Genomic DNA, 21,084 nt, shown 5'->3' on the forward strand with positions numbered 1-21,084 from the left:
CCCCGCAAAAAGCCGACCAGGAAGATCGCGTCCGTCATCACCGCCCGATTGAACGGTCATTTCTCCCTGCAGATGCAGGCGGACGGGAGCATCACCGCCTTCGTGGACGGCCATTCCGTCAATCTGGGACAATTGAGCACGGCCGCGATGGACCGCGCGCGAAATTTGACCGACGGCCTGCCGCTCGCGTCCTTTGCCGGCAAGAGCGCCATCGCGAGGGAAGTCGACGTCCTGGTGCATCGACTGGCGCGGCACGGGCTGCTCGAATATCGCCTGTCTTTTCCGCGTGACGAGCAGGTTCTCGTGGTCATCGAGCCCCAGGTCCCTGAGTACTGGCCGCAACGCGCAAGGCTCGGTGAGGGTGACAGCATCGTGTTGTCGCGCTTTGCCAACCTGCGCCGGCGTGGCAACGAGATGGTACTGGAATCGCCGCGCTCAGGCGCGCTGTTTCGAATTGGCGATCCCGCGATTGCCGCCACCCTCGCTGCGCTGTCGCGGCCTCAGAAGATCAGCAGGCTTCGCCGCCATGTGACCTTCTTCAACCTCGATCTGTTCGAACTGCTGCTGGATAGCCAGTTCCTGCTCAAGCTCGATGCGAACAGCGGCGACGGCCTTCGGGTGAATGAAGGTGACGGCAATCTTGTTCTCTGGGATTTCCATGATCTCGTGTTTCACACGCGGAGCACGGAGGGCCGACAGGCCAATCCGGTTGGCAGCACCTTCGCCTATGCAAGCGTTGTTTCACCGCTGCCCGCGGTGCGTCCGCCTTGGCCCGGCAAGAAGATCGACCTGCGCAAATTCTTCACCTCGGATCCGATCTCGCCCTTCCTAAAGCTGTTGCGCGACCGCCATTCAGTCCGAGATTTCGATGACGAGCATCCGGTCACGCTCGCCGAACTCGCGCGCTTTCTCGACACCACAGCCCGCGTGCTGTCGGAATGGAAGAGCGACGCGAATTTCGAAGGCGGTCCTGAGATCACCTACAGCACAAGACCCTATCCATCGGCCGGTAGCGCGTACGAACTGGAATTGTATCTGACGGTCTCGAACTGCGAGGGGCTTGCACGCGGACTTTACCACTACGACGCGGGCGGTCACGCGCTGGTGGCGATCGGGGCCTCCGCACAGCAACTCCAGGCACTTTTGGCGGCAGCCGAGTTTGCCATGGACGCACCCGGTCCGCCTCAGGTCTTGATCACGATCGCCGCGCGTTTTGGACGGATCTCCTGGAAATACAGCTCAATCGCATATTCGCTGATCCTGAAGGATGTCGGCAGCATGATCCAGACGTTCTACCTGACGGCGACCGATATGGGCCTTGGTAGCTGCGCCATCGGCACCAGCAACATCGATCTGTTTGCAAAAATGACGGGGCTCGAATTCCACGTAGAGGGTCCGGTCGGTCAATTCGCGCTCGGACGCGGCAAGAAGCTGCTGGTCGCAAACTAGAGAGCCGCCTCCATTTTTGCTTCAACGATGGAGTCATATGGCCGGAGGCCTAGGCCCTAGCCTCAAGGACCCCACATTAAAGTAGTTTCATCCGACCGGGGCGGAGCAAGATTGGCAGCTTTGGGTCAATCGCGTCGGTTTGACGGTCGGCCAGCCACTTTCGCGGTAGGGACGCGAGTTACCTCGCGCCCCCCGCACAGATCCGTACGGGCCCAATTCGGGCATACGGCTTGTATGGGGCTTTCTTTGTCAAGGGGGCGTCACGCCATTTTGGTCGTCCTTTGCATTCCATTCTTTTGTTCGACCCGCGCCACGAGCATTCTTCCGTCCCGACCGCATATTTCCATCGCCGGCGCGCGCAGCGGCGGTCAAGGACGGCGCTTCTTCAGCGCCGCCGAAGGGCTTGTCCTTGACGGACGCGAGCACGGCGGCAGGCTGCCGGCGATCGGGTGGTTGGGCGCGCGATAATCCGAGGGGAGCCTGCCATTGGCCGCGATCAATCGCGCGAACCACGCTTGTATTCGGTTGAACCCGTATGGGGTCCCGACCATGAAGCAGTCATACGCTTCTACGGGCAAGGCTCCGAGGCGGCGGGTCCATTCTCTCAGCGGCATTGCAGCCATAGCCGAATGCGGATTGCCGCCACCTCGGATCGTCATCGGCTACCCGGCGCATCAAGTGCGGTCAGGTTGCCGAACCCTGTTTGTCCTTTCTCGTTCTAGAGTGTTGCTCACGCGGCCGGCCGCAGCTCGACACCGTCCGGCACCTCGCCGGTCGTGACCAGGCGCCACAGCGCTATCAGCAGCTTGCGCGCCAGCGCCACGATCATCGTCGTCTTGCGCGCGCCGCTCGGCTCCTCGGTCCGCGAGCGATACCACTGCGCCAGCGCACTGTCTTTCTGGAACATCAGGAAGCGCCACGCCAACTGGATCAGCCCACGTCGTACCCGCGCATTGCCGGCCTTGGCCAGGCCCTTCTCTCGGCGTTTCAATCCGCTGTCGTCGGGCGATCCCGTGAGCCCGGCATAGCGCGCCACCGCTCTTCGATCTCGAAGCTTCCGCGACAGGATCTCCCGCACCAGCATGTCCGCCGTCTCGATGCCGATACCGATCACCCTGGCGAGCAGCCGCACCATCGCATGCGGCCCTGTATCTGGTGCCCGCTCGAGCCGCTCGGCACGCGTCTTCTCGATCGAGCTGATCTGCTCACGGACCAGTGCCAGCCGAGCCATGTCGCGCCGGAACTCCTCGATGGTGTTTGCCGGCAGGCCCGTGCCCTCCGCTGTCCGCAGACCTGCCAGACGCTCAGGCGCCTTGCGCAGATGTGGCTTGAATCCCCGGATCCCGAGGCGAGCGAGCGCACTTTTCATGCGGTTGGTGATGCGTGAGCGCTCGTCGACAAGGCTCTCACGCTCGCGGCTCGGGCGCCTCGCATCTTCCTCCTCCATCGTCGGGATCGCCACCATCCCGCAGTGCCCCCGCTCACCGCGCAACCATCCCAGGAATACGCGCATCAACATCGCCGCATCCAGACGATCTGTCTTCGCCCGCTTGCGCTCGCGTGACACCGCAACGCTTGCCGAATGGATGACATACGCCTCGATCCCACGAGCAATAAGCCAGCGCGCCAGCCAGAAGCCGTCGCGGCCAGCCTCATAGGCCAGCGCGATCCGGCTGATTGGCCGGCCAGCACGCACCGCCTCGTTCCGCCACCGCTCGATCAATCGTAACAGTGCCGTCGCATCCGGCTCCAGTTTCTTCAACGGCTGGCGCTCGACGCCAGGAACAACGCCGCTCACCAGCCAGCTCGCCTTGCTCATCTCGACGACCACCACCAAGGTCGAGATCGGATTAAACGCGGTCAGGCTTCGGCTGAGATCATTGACTTGGGCCACGGGGCAACCTCCATCGGTTCGTATGGACGATGAAGGTGCCACGACCTCCGCCGCCCGCCCCATAGCTTCTCCCACCTTGGGTGTCTGACGGCGAAGCGACTCTCTGGCCACGGATGAAGGATTCGCGGTTTCGGGAGCCAGTGGTCGGCCAACCGCTTGATCCGCTCCCAGGTCATCCCATCTTTTTGGCTCCGCCACTGCAGCGTTCGCCGCCAGAGATTGGTAACGTGGAATAGGAACGCGGACAGTGACGAACTGTTTGTCGGCACCGCGTGGTAGTTGAAGTAACCGGTGACGACCTGCTGCAACCATCTTCCCTGCTGGGGAATCGGCTGATGCATGCTCCGTCGCAGTTCCTGTTTGATGGCTTGCAACTTTGCCTGCATGCGATCGCGCCGGGACTTTCGTTTGATTTGGAATTTGCCCCGACGAGTTTTGCTGCAGATAAAGGTGAAGCCCAGGAAGGTGAAGGTCTCCGGTTTGCCGAGCCCGCGCCGCTTGCGGTTTTCCACCGCGAAGCGTCCAAACTCGATCAGCCGGGTCTTCTCCGAATGAAGCGACAGTGCAAACTCCTGTAACCGCTTACGCATCTCGTCGAGGAAGCGACGGGCGTCGGTCTCGTGCTCGAAGCCAACAATGAGGTCGTCGGCGTAGCGCACGATGATCATATTGCCCGCTGCCTCACGCCGTCGCCAGCGCTCGGCCCAGAGATCGAAAACGTAGTGTAAGTAGAGATTGGCCAGAAGCGGTGAGATCACCGATCCCTGCCCGGTCCCCTTGTCACTGACCGTCACGATTCCGTCTTCCAGGACGCCTGCCTTGAGCCATTTCTGGATCAGGCGGATGATACGTCGGTCGCCGACGCGATGTTCTACAAACCTGATGAGCCACTCCTGGCTCACCGTGTCGAAGAACGAGCGGATGTCAGCGTCCAGTATCCAGTTCACCTTTGTGCTGGTGATCCCGACCATGAGCGCATCCATCGCATCGTGCGTGCTGCGTTCGGGTCGGAACCCATACGAGAACCCGAGGAAATCCTCCTCGTAGATCGCGCTCAGCACCGCAGCCGTGGCCCTCTGGACGATCTTGTCCTCAAGGGCGGCGACCGCGATCGGGCGTTGCCGACCATCCGGTTTGGGTATGTAAACCCGCCGCGACGGTAGTGCCCGATACGCTCCCCGATGGACGCGAGCATGCAGGTCCTCAAGATTGCGCTCAAGGTGCTGCTCGTAATCCCGACATGTCAGCCCATCCACTCCAGCTGCAGCATTCCCCTTGAGTTCAGAGAATGCCTCTGCGAGATGGTCAATACTGACGTGATGGAAGAGCGCGGTGAACTTCTCCTTCTTCCTTTGCCTTGCGGCTTGCCGTATGCGCTCCAGCGCCTGTGACACGGTTCCCCGGTACTGTGCCCGGCCCGTGCTTTGCTGACGCACATTCCCCTCGGCCCCCGCCCTTGGCTCCACCAACTCCACAGCCGGTTGCCCGGCTTTGTTCGTTGGCTTCACAGCTACTATGGCGGGGTCAGACTTCTCATGATCGTACATCATCGGCTACGGCTCCTCGCCTTCCCGACGCGGGCCAGTGCAGCACGCATACTGGTGCTGGCCGACCATGAGATCTCCCGGTTCCCAAGCAAAGAGCGTGCGCACATGCCAGTGTCTAAGACCACGCCGGGCCGTCTGGGCGCTCGCGTTATCGCGCCCATCCGTGTTGCCTTCCGTCACCGGAACGACGTCGGCACCCAGAATGAGGGTACTTTCGCGGCTCAATGGCTGGCCTATGCGCTCCCCTGTCAACGCTTCGCCGAGGCCCTCGCGGGCATCTGCGCATGACTCGGGGTCGATGCGGTTCGCTACTCCTTCATCGTGATGGACTTCCACCATCTACTCCTTGCCGGTCTCCCGGCGCACTCCGATCTGCCCCTGCCGGCTCAACCGGTCGACGCAACACAGGCGTTAAATCTCTCTGCTGGCGTTTCAAATTGCAAGGTCTCGCGTGGTCGTTCGTTTAGCTGACGAGCCACTTTGTTCAGATGGGCTTGCGAATGCACCGACAAATCGGTGCCCTTTGGAAAATACTGTCTCAGCAGGCCATTGGTATTCTCGTTCGACCCGCGCTGCCACGGGCTTTGCGGGTCGCAAAAATAGACATCGATGTTGGTCGACATCGTAAAGCGGCGATGATCCGTCAGTTCCTTGCCCCGGTCCCAGGTCAGGGACTTATACAGCTCTTTTGGTAGCTTCTTCGACTGCTTGATGAGCGCATCGACTACAGTCCGGGTGTCCTTGCCTGCCACCTTGGCCAACATCACGTAACGCGTTTGACGCTCGACCAAGGTCGCGATGTAGCTGTTATTCGGCCCGGACAGCAGATCGCCCTCCCAATGGCCAGGCACCGCCCGATCTTCAACCGCAGCCGGTCGCTGACGGATTGAGACGGCATCCTTCATATGTCCCCGTCTATCGCCATTCGGATCAACCGGTCTGGAGCGACGCATCGAGCGCGTCGATCGAAGATGGCAAAGCAGCTCTTTTTTGAGCACGCCGCGCGCTTGGACAAACAGGCTGCGATAGATGGTCTCGTGTGACACCTGATTGCACTCGTCTTCAGGAAACGTTCTCTTCAGCCAGCCGGCGACCTGCTCGGGTGACCAATCTAATCTGAGCTTCCTTGCCACCACCTGCCGAAGCCGCGGATTGGTCGCCAGCTTACAACATTTTGGACGACGAGATCGTGCCCAGGCATTCTCGTCCGCAACTGTCGCCCGGTAGCGATCACAGCCGCCATTGCGGCTCATTTCACGGCTCACCGTCGAGGGCGAGCGGCCAAGTAATTTGGCGATCGACCGGGACGATTGGCGTGCCGTAACGCCTCTGGAAATCACCTCGCGTTCCGCAAGCGTCAATGCCAGCCTGGAGCGACGTCGCTCCGAAGGACGAAACCCTCCATGCGGGGAAACCACAAAATAGATCGACGATGACTGCTTACCAAAAGCTCGTCCGATCGCCTTCAGCGACTCCCCGCGCTTCCAACGGTCCCATAATTCCGTCTTTTCGGCCGTGGTAAACCCTCTATGAAATCTCCGCTCCATCCGACACTCCATCTTTTCCTCTAAGATAAAGTGTTGCGTCGATCGGTTGAGACCGCCCCCAATTAACGGACATCGTCAGAGCGGCCCGGTTGGTCCGGTTCGTGCCCAAGCGGAAGAGAGCGCAATTATTCGATTAACTCGTCCGCACGGGCGACCAGCGCCAGAGGGACTGTGAGGCCGAGCGCCTTTGCCGTTGTGATGTTGATGACGAGCTCGAGCTTTGTGACCCGTTGCACGGGCAGATTCTCCGGCTTCTCACCGTTCAGCACACGACCGACATACTCGCCCACCTGACGGTATGCTTCCGAATAATTCGTTCCGTAGCTCATCAATCCGCCGCCTGCGACGAACTCCCGGATTGGATAGGCCGCAGGTAGCCTGTGTCGGGCCGCCAAGCGGACCAGCGTTGCGCGATTTTGGAACATCAATGCGTCGGCCGAGACCAGCACCGCATCCGGTCGCGCGTTCGCCATTGTGGCGAAAGCTGCTTCGAAATCATCGGCATGCCGCGCTTCCACGGGCGATAGCTTCACAGCGAGAGCTTCGGCCGCCGATGCCAGCTCGTTGCCGATGGAGTCGCCCCCGGACACAAGGCCTGTCGGGCTGTAGAGGAACGCAATGGACTTTGCCGACGGCATCAGTTCGCATAGCACCTGTAGACGCTTGGCCAGCAGTTCGGTGTTGAGAACTGAGATCCCGGTGGCATTGCCGCCAGGCCGGTTGAGGCTTGCGACGAATCCACTCTGGACGGGATCGAACCCGGTAAAGAAGAGGATTGGAATGGAGGTGGTGGCGGCCTTGGCAGCAACGATGGATTGACCTGCAAAGACGACGATGGCATCCACGCGGCGCTGCACGAGTTCTGCGGCCAGTTCGGCCAGCCGGTTCTCACGGCCGTTGGCCCCGCGATATTCGATCGAGAGGTTTCGGCCTTCGACATAGCCCATCTCGACGAGGCGGCGCTGGGTCGGGACAAAACCTGTCCGCGCGGCTTCTATCGATCCAAATCCCAGAACGCCGATAATCCGCGAAGCCGGCTGCTGCCCGTGTGCAGCAAGTGGCCACGCTACCGCACCGCCAAGAAGGCCGATGAATTCCCGCCGCCTCATGCCGACACCTCATGGGATATCATTATAACAGCTTGCATAGGTACGCTGGAAGGCATGAGGCAATGCCCGCTATGGGTCTTGGCCGTGTAAAAACACCCTTCTAGGAAGTCGGTGAGAAGCCAGGACCGGTTCGGTCTCAGGCCAAGATCGCAGCCATCAGCGGCTTGGTCCCGACCATGTTCATGACCCGTGTCAGATTATAGGCAAGGACCGAAAGAGCCATCTCGGTGGCTACTTTTGGAAGCGTTTTGGTGAGGAAGTGTGTCGCTCCCATGCGGGCCTTCATCGTACCGAACGGATGCTCGACCGTCTCGCGACGCTGGCGCATGGCTTGTGGGTTTGCATCAAGGCGCTGCTGCACGGCTTCGAGCAGATGTTCATGCTCCCATCGCGGAATCCGCCGCTCTGGCCCTGTCGTGCACTGCGATTTAAGCGAACAATCTTGACAGGCTGTGGTCCAGTAGCGCCGTAGCCGTTTGCCGTCCTCCTCGCTCGTAAAGCGATATGGCAGTTGCTCCCCAGCTGGACAGCGATAGGCGTCCTCCTCTGGCAAATAGACAAAGTCCTGCTTGCCGAAGCGGCCATCTGACTTGGCACCCGACGTCTGCGGCTTGGGCAGAGTTACCGTGACGCCGGCCTCGTGGCACGCGAGGATCTCCAGGCTGCTGAAGTAGCCGCGATCGGCAACGGCCTCGAGCGTCTTGGTCTTGAGAGCAGCCTTCGCCTGCTTGGCCATATTGGCCAGTTGAGCCCGATCTGAGCCGCTGTTCGTTACCTCGTGCGTCACAATCAGATGGTGCTCGGTATCCACGGCGACCTGCACGTTGTAGCCGACGACGCCGGAACCACGCCCGCTCGTCGCCATCGAACGGCTGTCGGGATCGGTCAGTGAGATTTGCTGGTCAGGCGAAGCAAGCATCTGCTTCTCGTAAACGGCAAGCTTGCCCATTTCCTCCTTCAGCTTCGTCAGTTTCTCGGTAAGTCTCGTTACCTTCGCGGTCAGCGCCTCCGTCGGCTCCTGCCGGTCGGCCGTGTCAAGTTGGCTCAGATAGCGCGCGACGCTCTCCTCCAACTGCGCACGCCGCCGTTCCACCTTCGCCCGTGTGAAGTTCTTGTCCCGGTTGTTCACGGCTTTGAACTTGCTGCCATCGATGGCAACGCTCGCCGTCGCGAGAAGGCCCATCTCACGGCAGAGTTCGACGAAGCGCGCACATACCCTGCGCAGCGCCAGGCCATTGTCTTTGCGGAAGTCCGCGATCGTCTTGTGATCAGGTGCGAGCCGACCCAGCAGCCACATGACCTCGACATTGCGCCCGGCCTCTCGTTCGAGCCGCCGGCTCGACTGCACCCGGTTCAGATAGCCGTAAATGTAAAGCTTGAGCAGAACCGAGGGGTGGTACGATGGCCGACCAGTCGCCGCCGGCTCCACCCCCTCAAAGCTCATCTCCGCCAAATCGAGCGCATCGACAAACACGTCGATCACGCGAACAGGGTTGCTATCGTCAATGAAATCATCGAGGCATTCGGGCAATAGCGTACACTGCCCACGATCCGCCTGCTCAACGAAGCGCCTCATCAGCTTCCCCCGCAGAATCACGAGAGAATCATAGCAAAGCACCCGGCGTTTTTACACAGCCAGGGTCAAAAGGCGAAATACTCGCACCGAGCAAATGACGTCCGCTGTTGCCTTGATAACAGACATGTCGCGACCGCTGCGCCATGTCCGAAAAGTGCCCCAGGAGCGGAAGTCGCACCTCATTCGATCACTTCGCCGGCCAGCGTCAGCACGTTTGGAGGAACGGCGATCTCGAGCTGCTTTGCCGTCTTGAGGTTCACCACCAACCAGAACTTGCTGGCTTGCTCGATTGGCAGGTCGCCGGGCTTTGCGCCCTTGGACAATTTTGGCGGCATCGGCGCCCGCACGCCCAGCGGATTGGCCGGATCGCCGGGCACGCGGGCCGGATAGGGACCAAGCCACGCCGGGCGCATCCCGCATTCTGCGGCTGCGCCGTTTGGAACACCCAGCGCTCTGATCGATTATGTCTTCCGATGTCATCGCAAAGGAACCTCAGTCATGACATGGAAACTTACTCTTCTAGTACTCGCGTCCGCGGCTATGCTTGCGAGCACACCCGCATCTGCGCGGCACCACAGACACGGCCACTTCTACTTCCATGGTGGGTATCGCTATTATTCGAGTCCGTCCGCGCCGGGAGGTGGCATGCTCACCCCCTCGGCAGCATGGAACCATTGATGTAGCCTTGCAGAAGCGCGGCGCCCGCGCCGCCGGCTGCCTGCAAGAATGTCCGTCGCCTCATCAGCCCCGCCGCCTCGCCGCCTGTTCAACGCCAGCATCACAGCACGGGCAATCGCGCCGGGCCAGAGGTCAGGCGGTAGGCATGTCATGTCGGCTAAGGGTCCATTATGCGACATCGTGTTTCGCTTGCGACATGTCTGCTCATCTTCCAGGAACAGACAAGTGAACATCGAGTTTAATAAATCTATTTCATCGAGCGATTGCCGCGCGTGCCTCACTGTTGAGCCGTCCGAAAAGGCGCAAATTCACTGTCACCCCTACCGCGCAGTGGCAATCGAGCCTGTCTCCGCCAATCGTCTCCTTGAAAACGGGAATATCTGGGTTTCGGGCTGGAGACTTTCGGCAGATTCCCTCTTAGGTTGCCGAATTTCTTGCTCCTGGAGACCGGCTAGATATGCAAAATCCCCGTAGAATGCGGGCATTTCGCGTAGAAATTGACCACAATCTAAAGTCGAGTGACTGCGTGGCTGGGGCGGGAGGGATCGAACCTCCGAATGGGGGAATCAAAATCCCCTGCCTTACCGCTTGGCTACGCCCCAACAGGCCGCTTCGGAACGTGCGAGACCGCTGGTCCCGACGCCTGTCCGGCAACGCCGGTCTATAGACGGAGTTCGGCCATTTCAACAGGCTAACGACCCGAATTTCACCTGAAATCGGCCCTCGCCCACCCGATCCTTTATATAGGGTGATTTTCCGGGTTCGTCGCCCGGTCGCCTTTCGCACCGAGGGCGCTCCCGCACGGCCCGGTGCGGCCCGATACCGCCGATCGGAGAGTTGAGAGAAGGCCGGTTTCGTGGGAAGACGGCAGCCTCTGTTTTCCGTCAACGCGAGATGCCCGTCATGACCTACCGCGCGCCGATTTCCGACATCCTGCTCGCGCTCAATCACGGTGCGGGCCTTCAGGCCGCCGTGAAGGCCGGCCATTATGGCGATTTCGACGGCGACATCACCGCGGCCGTGCTGGAGGAGGCCGGCAAATTCGCCGGCGACGTGCTGGCGCCGCTCAACCGTGTCGGCGACGAACACGGCATCAAGCTCGAAGACAACAAGGTCACCACCGCGCCCGGCTGGCCCGATGCGTATCAGCGCTGGACCGCGGCCGGCTGGAACGCGGTATCGGGCCCCGAGGCCTTCGGCGGCCAGGGCCTGCCGCTCGCGATCAACGCCGCCTGCACCGAAATCTGGAGCGCCTCCAACATCGCCTTCGGCCTCTGCCCGCTGCTGACGCTCAGCGCCATCGAGGCGCTCGACGCCCATGGCAGCAACGAACTGAAGAAGATCTATCTGGAGAAGCTTATCTCCGGCGAATGGACCGGCACCATGCAGCTCACCGAGCCGCAGGCCGGCTCCGACGTCGGCGCGCTGCGCACCCGCGCCGAGCGCGCGCCCGACGGCTCTTATCGCATCAAGGGCACCAAGATCTTCATCACCTATGGCGACCACGACATGACCGATAACATCGTGCATTTCGTGCTGGCCCGCCTGCCCGACGCTCCCGCCGGCACCAAGGGGATCTCGCTGTTCCTGATTCCGAAATTCATGGTCAATGCCGACGGCTCGCTCGGCACCCGCAACGACATCTATCCGAGCGGCGTCGAGCACAAGCTCGGCATGCATGCCTCGCCGACCTGCACCATGACCATGGGCGACCAGGGCGGCGCGATCGGCTACCTGGTCGGCGAGGAAAATCGCGGCATGCTTTGCATGTTCACGATGATGAACCAGGCTCGCCTCGGCGTCGGCCTCGAAGGCGTCGGCATTGCCGACCGCGCCTATCAGCAGGCGCTGGCCTTTGCGCAGGAACGCCGCCAAGGCCGCGGCATCGGCTCGAAGGGCGACGGTATGGACGCCATCATCGTCCATCCCGACGTCAAGCGCATGCTGATGCAGATGCGCGCCATGACCGCTGCCGCGCGCTCGATCTGTTACGCCACCGCCGTGGCGCTCGACATCTCCGTGCGCGCCAAGGACACCAAGGTCCGCAGCGACGCTGCCGCGCGCGGCGCGTTGCTGACGCCGATTGCAAAAGCCTTCTCCACCGACATCGGCAACGAGGTGACGTATCTGGGCGTCCAGATCCACGGCGGCATGGGTTTTATCGAGGAGACCGGCGCCGCGCAGCACTACCGCGACGCCCGCATCACCTCGATCTATGAAGGCACCAACGGCATCCAGTCGATCGACCTTGTCACGCGAAAACTCGCGGCCGATGGCGGCGCCTCGGTGTGGGCGCTGCTCGACGAGCTCACAGGCATCGTCAAGCAGGTGGAGGCCTCGAACGATCCGGCCTTCGGCACCACCGGCGTAAAATTGCGCGACGCGCTCGGCTCGCTCGACCGCGCCAGCAAGTGGCTCTTGGAACGCGTCGCCGCGGCGCCGAACGACGCGCTCGCGGGTGCGACGCCGTATCTGCGGCTGTTCGGCTCCACGCTCGGCGGCTGCATGCTGGCCGGCGAAGCGCTCGCCGCCAAAGCCAACGGCGACGCCGGCGATCCGCAACGCTATGTCACGCTGGCAAGGTTCTTTGCCGAAAACATCACGGTTCAGTCCGGTTCGCTGGAGAAGACCGTGATCGACAGCGCCGATGCCGTGAACGGCGCCGACGCGGTGCTGCTGGCGTAAGGGCGCACGCGACGCCGCAAACTCTCTCAGGCAGGAGCCATCGTCCCGATGTTTGATTTCGATCGCGTTATTGACCGCCGCGGCACGCACGCGTCGAAATGGGACATGATGGCCAAGCTTTCCGGGATCACCGCCGCCGACGGCATCCCGATGTGGGTCGCCGACATGGATTTCGCCGCCCCTCCGGGCGTGACGAAAGCGCTGAGCGCGGATGTGACCCGCGCCGTTCATGGCTATTACGCCGACACCGGAAGCTGGGCGACTGCGGCGTCCGAATGGCTGGCGCGGAGGCACGGCCTGAAGATCGATCCGGCGTGGGTGAGCCAGACGCCCGGCGTCGTCTCCGGCCTCGGTCTCATCCTTCAAGCCGTCACCGAGCCCGGCGACGAGGTCGTGGTGTTTCCGCCGGCCTATCACGCCTTTCGCAAGATCATTCTCGCCAACGAGCGGCGCATCCATGATGCGCAACTGGTGCTGCGCCAGGGCCGCTACGAGATGGACCTCGAGGCGCTGGCTGCGAAACTCACGCCGTGCACCAAAATCGTGTTTTTCTGCAGCCCGCATAATCCGGGCGGCACTGTCTGGTCGGTCGAGGAAATCCGTGCGCTCGCCACCTTCTGCGCCGAACGCAATTTGATCCTGGTGTCCGACGAGATTCACTGCGACCTGCTGCTGGGCGACGTCCAGCACACGCCGACGCTGTCGGCTGCGCCCGAGATCGCGGATCGCCTGATTACCTGCGTCGCCGCGACCAAGACCTTCAATCTCGCCGGCGCCCATGTCGGCGCCTGCTTCACCTCCAATCCGGTGTTGAAGGCCAAGCTCGACGCGCGCATCGCGGCCAGCGGGCTCGCCTCCTACAACGCCTTCGGCATGATCGCGACCGAAGCAGCCTGGCGAACCGGCGAGTCCTGGCTCGATGCGCTGCTGCCTTATCTGGCCGCCAATCGCGACCTGCTCGACACCCGCATCGAGCGTGCCGCACCCGGCGCGCGTTCGATGCGGCTCGATGCAACCTATCTTGGCTGGGTCGATTTCTCCGGAACCGGACTGGCGCCGGCGGACGTTGCCGCGAGGGTCAAGGACCGGGCGCGGATTTTTGCCAGCCCCGGCGAGCAATTCGGGCCGGGCGGTGAAACCTGGCTGCGCTTCAACTTCGCCACCCCGCGTCCGATTCTCACAGAGGCGCTCGACCGGCTGGATGAGGCTTTTCGGGATTTGCGAGCGTAAGCGGAGAATGCGATGACGTAGGATGGGTGGAGCGCAGCGATACCCATCAACACCGCCCGTGAGGCGATGGGTATCGCTGCGCTCCACCCATCCTACGATTTTCGAATGCGGCATCACGATCTCGCGGCGCGATGCGCCCGAAGTTTTGCATTTCGTTGTCCCTCTTGAGAACAGAGGGCGCAGGGAAGACCGGGTGCGCGCCGCACCCGCGGTCTTGCGTGCGATAGATGCAACAAAGATTTGCACGCAAGCATACAGGTTTGGCGGAGGCATCCGGCCTTCCCTGCGCAATGGCTTTACGGCTTACTTCGTGCTCACCCCGGCGAACGGGCTTTGTTGTCACCGTCATCCGCAAGAAGCGTTAGCCCCTCACGAACTTGATGCCAGCGTCGCGGCATCAGGCCCACACGACTTCACCGTACGCGTCTGCCGCGCTCGTCAGTCGCAGCCTTCGCGTCCACCGCTCCCTGCCCCTCGTTTGCGACGATGGCCAACGCCCCTCTGGCGGGACAGGATGGCGGGAGTCGTAAATCTGATTTGCCCGACGGCCCTAGCGGAATATTTTTGCGTGAAGGGCTGGACAGACTTTTGGTGATTTGCCCGTCGTGCCAATTTGTCGCACGCAAAATGCGATTTCATCGCTGCGGGCAACCCGACTCGCCCCCCCCCGAAGCTCACCCTATGAAATCGGCTTGAACCTTGCTTCGATCGCTGTACGCCGCAACTCGAGGAACAGTGGCAGCGCCAGCTTTCGCCGAGCACGGCCATCGGCCCAACATGCGGACGCGGCGCGCGGTTTCACTCCTTCAAGATGAATTTCTTGCGCAGTTCCGCGGCTATCTTGTCGGCAAGTTCTTGCGCGTTTTTAGTGTGTTTCGGCGCGGTGACCACCGTGGGACGCCAGCCGAGGATTGGATCCTTGCGCACAGATACAAAGACACCACCAATCACCAGGCGCTGAAGGATCATATCTTCGAGTTCCGCGTCGGTTTTTTCTTCCTTACCCATTTCGCGACTCGCTGATGACGTATCAGTAAGTACGATCTAGATAACGCCGCGCCCAAAAACGAGACCGCAGGCCGAAAAATAAACGCGAAAGTGAATTGCGGGCACAGTTACGATGCTTTGGTTCCGGGACTCTTCGTTCAAGACGTTACGCTCGCCACCTATGCGACAGCCGCGACCGGCCGGGGCGTCATTTTGTGTTCCTTGAGGACCACATCTGCTTCGTCGACCTCGACAAGCGAAACATCATAGCTCCAGAGATTGGCGAGGTGCTGCAGCACGCGCACCGTGTCGGCCTCATTCAGTTTGGCGCCCTTCACGACGTTGTGACGCAACACCAGGCGGCGGTCGCCGGCAAGATCGACGTCTACGACTTCGATATTGGCGTCGATGACACCAACGTCATATTGCCGCGCCAGTTCGCGGCGAAGACGACGATAGCCGCGCTCGTCATGAATGGCGTCGACCCTGATGCCTTCCTTTTGCTCCGGATCGTCGTGTAGATGGAACATGCGATAGTGTCGCATCAGCCGCGGGCTGAGGAACTGGCTGATGAAGCTTTCGTCGCGATAATTGGCCCAAACGTCGCGCAGAACCGCCATCGCATCGCCGCTGCCCGCAATGTCCGGAAACCACTCACGATCCTCCTGCCCTGGATCGGTGACGATGCGCTCGATGTCCTGCATCATCGCAAAACCAAGCGCGTAAGGGTTGAAGCCCGAAAAACCTCGATCGTCGAATTCAGGCTGGAACACGACGCTGGTATGCGACTTCAGGAATTCCAGAAAGTTGCCGTCAGACAATTTGCCCAGTTCGTGCAGCCGGTTCATGATGCGGTAGTGAACATAGGTCGCGGTTCCCTCGTTCATGACCTTGGTCTGGCTCTGCGGGTAGAAGTACTGGGCGATATGCCGCACGATCCGCAGCAATTCGCGCTGCCATGGCTGCAGGCGTGGCGCCGATTTTTCGAGAAAGTACAGCAGGTTTTCCTGCGGTAGCCCGAGCAGCTTGCGGCGGCGCTCGGCGCTCAGCACCGCCCCGCTCTTGACGGGTCCGGCCGGAACGGTTCGCCAGAGGTCGTTGAAGGCGGTTTCTTCGTACAAACGACGCTTTCCGGCGCGCTCCTCCTCGGCGCGAAGGTCGAGCTTCTTCTTGCCGGCATACCGATCGACACCGTGCGACCGCAGGGCGTGCGCCGCATCAAGGGTCTGTTCGACCGCCTGACGTCCGTGACGCTCCTCGCATTGCGCCACGTAGCGTTTGGCGAATTCGAGATAGTCCAGAATACCCTCGGCGTCGGTCCACTGCTTGAACAGGTAATTGTTCCTGAAGAAATGATTGTGGCCGAACGCTGCATGCGCAATCACCAGCGTCTGCATCGTCGCGGTATTTTCCTCCATCAGATAGGAAATGCAGGGCGAGCTGTTGATGACGATCTCATACGCCAGACCCATCAGCCCCCTGCGGTAAGAGGCCTCCTCATAGGCAAAGTGCTTGCCGAACGACCAATGCTTGTAGAACAGCGGCATGCCGACGGACGAATAGGCATCCAGCATCTGTTCGGCCGTAATGACTTCGATCTGGTTGGGATAGGTACTGAGACCCAGTTCGGAGCGCGCAATTTCCTCACAGGCGTCGGAGATGCGCTGCAGCGTCTGGAAATCCCAATCCGCGCCCTGAAACAGCAATTGGTCCGTCGCGGTCATCAGGCGACCCTCTCCTGTTTTCCTCGGCGCTTGAACAGATCGTGGAACACCGGGAAGATTTCCTTGCGATCGCAGACTTTGCGCGCCGACAGCGGCGCACCTTCGATGCGCAGTCGCTCGTACAGCGTCCACAGCGACGAGTCAGGCATGTCGAAAGTCAGGCCGTTGTCCTGGCCGACTTCCAGATAGGCAAAGAACTGGCTGACCGGCAGGATCATCTCCGTCAGCAGCCGGGCCACGACCTCGCTGTCCGAACTCGAATTGTCGCCATCGGATGCCTGCGCGGCGTAGATGTTCCAGTCCGCCGGACGAAACCGCGACCTGACAATATCGTGCATCGCCTGCAACGCGCTCGACACCAGGGTGCCGCCGGACGCCGGCCCGCGAAAGAACGTCTCCTCGTCGACCTCTTCGGCCTTGTCGGTATGCCGGATGAAGACGATCTCGACGTGGCGATAGCGCCGTTTCAAGAAGACGTAGAGCAGCATGTAGAAGCGTTTGGCGAGATCCTTCATGTGCTCGGTCATCGAGCCCGATACATCCATCAGGCAGAACATCACGGCCTGCGTCGCCGGCTTCGGCGTCGTTTCAAAACGCCGGTATCTGATATCGATCGGATCGATGAACGGGATCCGGCGCATCCTGGCTTTCAAGGCTTCGATCTCGGCCTCGATCTCGGCGCGTCGCGCCTCGCTGCAATTCGCAAGCTCGGCTTCGAGCGCCGCCAGCGCCTCCGGCCGGGGCCTGCGCAAAGCGACCCGCCGCGCCATTGCGCGGCTGACCGTGCGGCTCACCGAAATATTCGCGGGCGAGCCGGACGTCGTGTAACCGGCGCGACGAATGCTCTCGCTTTCGACCTCGGCAAGCTTGCGCTTGGCGAGATCGGGCAATTCCAGATCGTCGAGGAACAGATCGACAAACTCGTCGCGGCTGAGGACGAAACGGAAGCCGTCCTCACCGTCGCCTTCGCCCGGAGCGCTCGACTTGCCCCCGCCGCCGCGGCCCTGTCGCGGCAGGATGTCGCCTTCGACGAACTTCTTGTTTCCGGGAACCACCATGTCGCGCGTACCGCCCTCGCGGCGAAAGCGTGGCTCATTCATGCCGTCGAGCGGGATACTGATCTCGCCGCCTTCCAGGACATCCTTGATGTCCCGGTCCTGCGACGACTTCCTGACAGCCCCCTGAACCAGCGCCTTGGCCCGGCGCAGGAAGCGCTGGCGGTTTTCAAGACTCTTGCTACCCGGATTCAGCCGCCGGTCGACGATATGAATGGCCACGTTTTCATCCGCCTCAGCCTGCCTGCTTCACGCGCATGTACCACTCGACCAGCCGGCGGACCTGGCGCTCGGTGTAGCCACGCTCGACCATTCGTTCGACGAACTCGCCGTGCTTGCGCTCGGTTTCGCCGTCCTTTTTCGAGCCGAACGAAATGACGGGAAGCAGGTCTTCGACCTGCGAGAATATCCGCTTCTCGATCACTTCCCGGATCTTCTCATAACTGGTCCAGGACGGGTTCTTGCCGCCGTGCTGCGCCCGCGACCGCAACGAGAACTTGACGACCTCGTTGCGGAAATCCTTCGGGTTGGCGATGCCCGCAGGCTTCTCGATCTTGGTCAGTTCCTGATTGAGGAGCTCGCGGTCAAGCAGTTGTCCGGTATCGGGATCCTTGAAATCCTGATCTTCGATCCAGGCGTCGGCATAATCGACGTAGCGGTCGAACAGATTTTGCCCGTAGTCCGAATAGGATTCGAGGTAGGCCTTTTGAATCTCGTGCCCGATGAATTCGGCATAGCGCGGCGCAAGATCGGCCTTGATGAACTCGATATATCGCTTTTCGACTTCGTCAGGAAGCTGCTCGCGGCGGATCGCCTGCTCCAGCGTGTACATCAGATGGACGGCGTCGGCGCCGATTTCCGTCGTATCGTGATTGTAGGTCGAAGCCAGAACCTTGAACGCAAAGCGCGTCGAGATCCCGTCCATGCCCTCGTCGACCCCCGCCGCATCCTTGTATTCCTGAACGCTGCGCGCCTTCGGATCGGATTCCTTCAGGCTTTCGCCGTCATAGACCCGCATTTTTGCAAACAGCGTCGAGTTTTCGTGCCGGCGCAGGCGCGACATCACCGAGAAGCGCGCCAAAGTCTCCAGTGTCGACGGCGCACAGGGCGCGGAGGCAAGCTCGGACCCCTGGATGAGCTTCTCGTAGATCTTCTGCTCTTCCGTGACCCGCAGGCAGTACGGCACCTTGATCACGCAGATGCGGTCGATGAAGGCTTCGTTGTTCTTGTTGGCTTTGAAACTCTGCCATTCCGACTCGTTGGAATGGGCGAGAATGACACCGGTGAAGGGTATGGCCCCGATATTCTCGGTGCCGATATAGTTACCCTCCTGCGTCGCCGTCAGCAGCGGATGCAGCATCTTGATCGGCGCCTTGAACATCTCGACAAATTCGAGGACACCCTGATTGGCGCGATTGAGCCCGCCGGAATAGCTGTAAGCATCGGGGTCGTTCTGCGCAAAAGTCTCCAGCTTGCGGATATCGACCTTGCCGACCAGCGACGAGATGTCCTGATTATTTTCGTCGCCGGGCTCGGTCTTAGCGATTCCGATCTGGCGCAACCGCGAAGGCTGGATCCTGGCCACACGGAATCTCGAGATATCGCCGCCGAAGGCTTCCAGCCGCTTGTAGCACCATGGACTCATCAATCCATTGAGGCGGCGACGCGGGATGCCGTACTTCTCTTCGATCATCGGCCCCAGGGTTTCGGGGTCGAACAGGCTGAGCGGGCTTTCGAAGACGGGGCTGAGTTCGTCGCCCGCCTTGAGCACATAGATCGGATGGACCTCCATCAGCGACTTGAGCCGCTCGGCAAGGGACGATTTGCCGCCGCCGACGGGGCCGAGCAAATAAAGAATTTGCTTACGTTCCTCCAGGCCCTGGGCCGCGTGCCGGAAGAAACCGACAATGCGCTCGATTGTCTCTTCCATGCCGTGGAAACCGGCGAACGCCGGATAGGCACGCATGGTCCTGTTCAAAAAAATACGGCCAAGGCGGGGGTCCTTGGCCGTGTCGATCATTTGGGGTTCACCGATCGCCGCGAGTAGCCGCTCGGCTGCATTGGCATATCGCATCGGATCGCCTCGACACGATTCCAGATACTCTGCCATCGACATATCGACTTCGCTGCGGGCCTCGAAGGACCGTGCGAACGCATTGAACAGAGAATCGTTGTACATGATCCGCTCCTCATCTTGTCGCTGGCCTGCCGCAACACGCGCGCCTCAATCTGGATAAACGGAGTTCTTTCCACCCACGCGAATCGGCATCAGCACATGCGTTATTCGAATCCGACGGCCTTCCGTGCGCAACGCCCGGCATGTGCAGCGGGTGACTTATGAACAGGCAATTGCCTAAATCTTGTGCAAACGGTGAAGCCATCGCCAAATTGCGCGATGATTTGGAGCGGTTGTTGCCGATCCGCACACCCACCCAGGTAGGTGATGGTGTTGCATTTCTAGTCAATCGGCTTCAGCCCCGCCACGATCGCCGGCCGCCGCGGCTGAAGGATGCTTCGACCGCCTCGGCCAGCACGACCAATCGTCCATTTCGGCCATGTCCAGAAATAGGCGACCGCGGTCATGAGCAATATTCCTGCCGCGCCCGCGAAAACCTGAGCCCACAACGAATTCAGGCTTAGTTCGATCACGGCATGAGCGCAAAACGACAGGACGATACCCGTGCAAAAAACCTGAAGCGAGTGCCGGCCGCACCGGATCAACGGCGCCAGCGCCCGCCATTGCAGAACTGGCGAGTCCAGACGCAGAAATCGGGTGACCGCAACAGCAAGAGCAATGAGATGCACGACCCGGCAGGGCGCGAGATTCGTCTTATCGTTGGGATCGAACAGCTGCAGGATCCAATGTGGAATCAGGCTGCCGAGCTCTGGTGCGCGAATGGCCGTCGTCACAATGAGAGCAAAGACGATATAGGCGATTGCCAGCCAGAATGCCGCCGTGGATCGAATGATCGATTGAATGGCATGGCTGCCGTCCAAGGCGATCCAGGCGCCGAGAAAAAACAGGAACTGCCAGGCGAACGGATTGAAATACCAGGACCCCGATGGAGAGGCCGCAAGATTCCAGCCAAAATGCCTTGCGACAAAATACACAGCCATTGAACAAATCAATATCAGCGTCGGTTTCCGAACCATGAGCCACAGGGCGGGAGCAAACGTTCCCAACAACAGGATATAGAGCGGAAGGACGTCCAGATTGACGGGCGTGTATCTAAGAGCCAGAGCCTGGACAGCTTGCCAAAGCGGCCTGCTCATGAAAACGCCGATGTTGAACTGATTTAGGTCGTCCGGATCGTGAAGCTGTTGCGAGACCCACGCAATGACAGCGATATAGATGACAACCACGATGATGTACGCGGCATAAAGCTCCGAGGCACGCCTTAGCAACCGTGAGGCCGCAGCGACGTAACCCCGCTCGATCATTATCCTTCCGAACACCAAGGCGGCGGTGTAGCCGGATATGAAAACGAACAAATCAGCGGCATCGCTGAAGCCATAGTTCCTGGTTGTGATCGAGTTCAATACCTCGTGCGGAATGTGATCCAGGAAGATTGCCCAATTCGCCAAGCCGCGAAACAGATCCAA

Annotated in this window: 14 protein-coding genes and 1 tRNA gene; 3 read left to right on the forward strand and 12 right to left on the reverse strand. The window is 60.8% G+C overall.

All coding sequences use genetic code 11. The features are described from left to right. The first annotated feature begins 72 nt into the window (after window positions 1-72). Complete coding sequence (locus tag BLR13_RS08340; RefSeq protein WP_074831760.1) at window positions 73-1,449, forward strand: SagB/ThcOx family dehydrogenase; 1,377 nt, start codon at window positions 73-75, stop codon at window positions 1,447-1,449. A 730-nt stretch (window positions 1,450-2,179) separates the two neighbouring features. On the opposite strand, the gene BLR13_RS08345 is transcribed toward BLR13_RS08340, so the two are convergent. From BLR13_RS08345 to BLR13_RS08380, 7 genes are all read right to left on the reverse strand, one after another. Then, window positions 2,180-3,343: an IS110 family transposase gene (locus BLR13_RS08345; RefSeq protein WP_083387627.1), complete on the reverse strand. Its 1,164-nt coding sequence runs from the start codon at window positions 3,341-3,343 to the stop codon at window positions 2,180-2,182. After that, complete coding sequence (gene ltrA / locus BLR13_RS08350) at window positions 3,310-4,893, reverse strand: group II intron reverse transcriptase/maturase (protein ID WP_074825571.1); 1,584 nt, start codon at window positions 4,891-4,893, stop codon at window positions 3,310-3,312. Before ltrA ends, BLR13_RS08345 begins: the two co-directional genes overlap by 34 nt. Before the next feature lie 383 nt (window positions 4,894-5,276). Then, a complete protein-coding gene (locus tag BLR13_RS08360; protein ID WP_074825569.1) occupies window positions 5,277-6,437 on the reverse strand; it encodes an IS30 family transposase in 1,161 nt (386 codons plus the stop codon). A 125-nt stretch (window positions 6,438-6,562) separates the two neighbouring features. After that, a complete protein-coding gene (locus tag BLR13_RS08365; protein WP_074825568.1) occupies window positions 6,563-7,546 on the reverse strand; it encodes an ABC transporter substrate-binding protein in 984 nt (327 codons plus the stop codon). A gap of 136 nt (window positions 7,547-7,682) precedes the next feature. After that, window positions 7,683-9,122: an IS1182 family transposase gene (locus BLR13_RS08370; RefSeq protein ID WP_074831757.1), complete on the reverse strand. Its 1,440-nt coding sequence runs from the start codon at window positions 9,120-9,122 to the stop codon at window positions 7,683-7,685. A gap of 179 nt (window positions 9,123-9,301) precedes the next feature. Next, window positions 9,302-9,535, reverse strand: a complete 234-nt coding sequence (locus tag BLR13_RS08375) for an ABC transporter substrate binding protein (protein WP_074825563.1) — start codon at window positions 9,533-9,535, stop codon at window positions 9,302-9,304. A gap of 792 nt (window positions 9,536-10,327) precedes the next feature. Continuing rightward, a tRNA-Gln gene (locus BLR13_RS08380) sits at window positions 10,328-10,402 on the reverse strand. A 301-nt stretch (window positions 10,403-10,703) separates the two neighbouring features. Here BLR13_RS08380 and BLR13_RS08385 point away from each other — a divergent pair. Next, window positions 10,704-12,485 (forward strand): acyl-CoA dehydrogenase, encoded by a 1,782-nt coding sequence (locus BLR13_RS08385; RefSeq protein WP_074825561.1) that lies wholly within the window; start codon window positions 10,704-10,706, stop codon window positions 12,483-12,485. A gap of 48 nt (window positions 12,486-12,533) precedes the next feature. After that, entirely contained in the window at window positions 12,534-13,715 is a 1,182-nt protein-coding gene (locus BLR13_RS08390; protein ID WP_074825560.1) for a MalY/PatB family protein, read from the forward strand. A 798-nt stretch (window positions 13,716-14,513) separates the two neighbouring features. Here BLR13_RS08390 and BLR13_RS08395 read toward each other — a convergent pair. The 5 genes from BLR13_RS08395 to BLR13_RS08415 form a co-directional block, all read right to left on the reverse strand. Next, window positions 14,514-14,723, reverse strand: a complete 210-nt coding sequence (locus BLR13_RS08395; RefSeq protein ID WP_074825557.1) for a hypothetical protein — start codon at window positions 14,721-14,723, stop codon at window positions 14,514-14,516. A gap of 158 nt (window positions 14,724-14,881) precedes the next feature. Further along, complete coding sequence (locus BLR13_RS08400; RefSeq protein ID WP_074825555.1) at window positions 14,882-16,426, reverse strand: SpoVR family protein; 1,545 nt, start codon at window positions 16,424-16,426, stop codon at window positions 14,882-14,884. Then, on the reverse strand, window positions 16,426-17,703 hold the full coding sequence (locus BLR13_RS08405; protein ID WP_074825554.1) for a YeaH/YhbH family protein: 1,278 nt from the start codon (window positions 17,701-17,703) through the stop codon (window positions 16,426-16,428). The genes BLR13_RS08400 and BLR13_RS08405 overlap by 1 nt, the downstream gene beginning before the upstream one ends. A gap of 13 nt (window positions 17,704-17,716) precedes the next feature. Further along, window positions 17,717-19,660, reverse strand: coding sequence for a PrkA family serine protein kinase (locus BLR13_RS08410; RefSeq protein WP_074825552.1), 1,944 nt, complete (start codon window positions 19,658-19,660; stop codon window positions 17,717-17,719). A 278-nt stretch (window positions 19,661-19,938) separates the two neighbouring features. Beyond that, window positions 19,939-21,084, reverse strand: coding sequence for an OpgC domain-containing protein (locus BLR13_RS08415; RefSeq protein ID WP_074825550.1), 1,146 nt, complete (start codon window positions 21,082-21,084; stop codon window positions 19,939-19,941).

Source organism: Bradyrhizobium ottawaense, from assembly GCF_900099825.1.
GTDB classification, from domain to species: Bacteria; Pseudomonadota; Alphaproteobacteria; order Rhizobiales; family Xanthobacteraceae; genus Bradyrhizobium; species Bradyrhizobium ottawaense_A.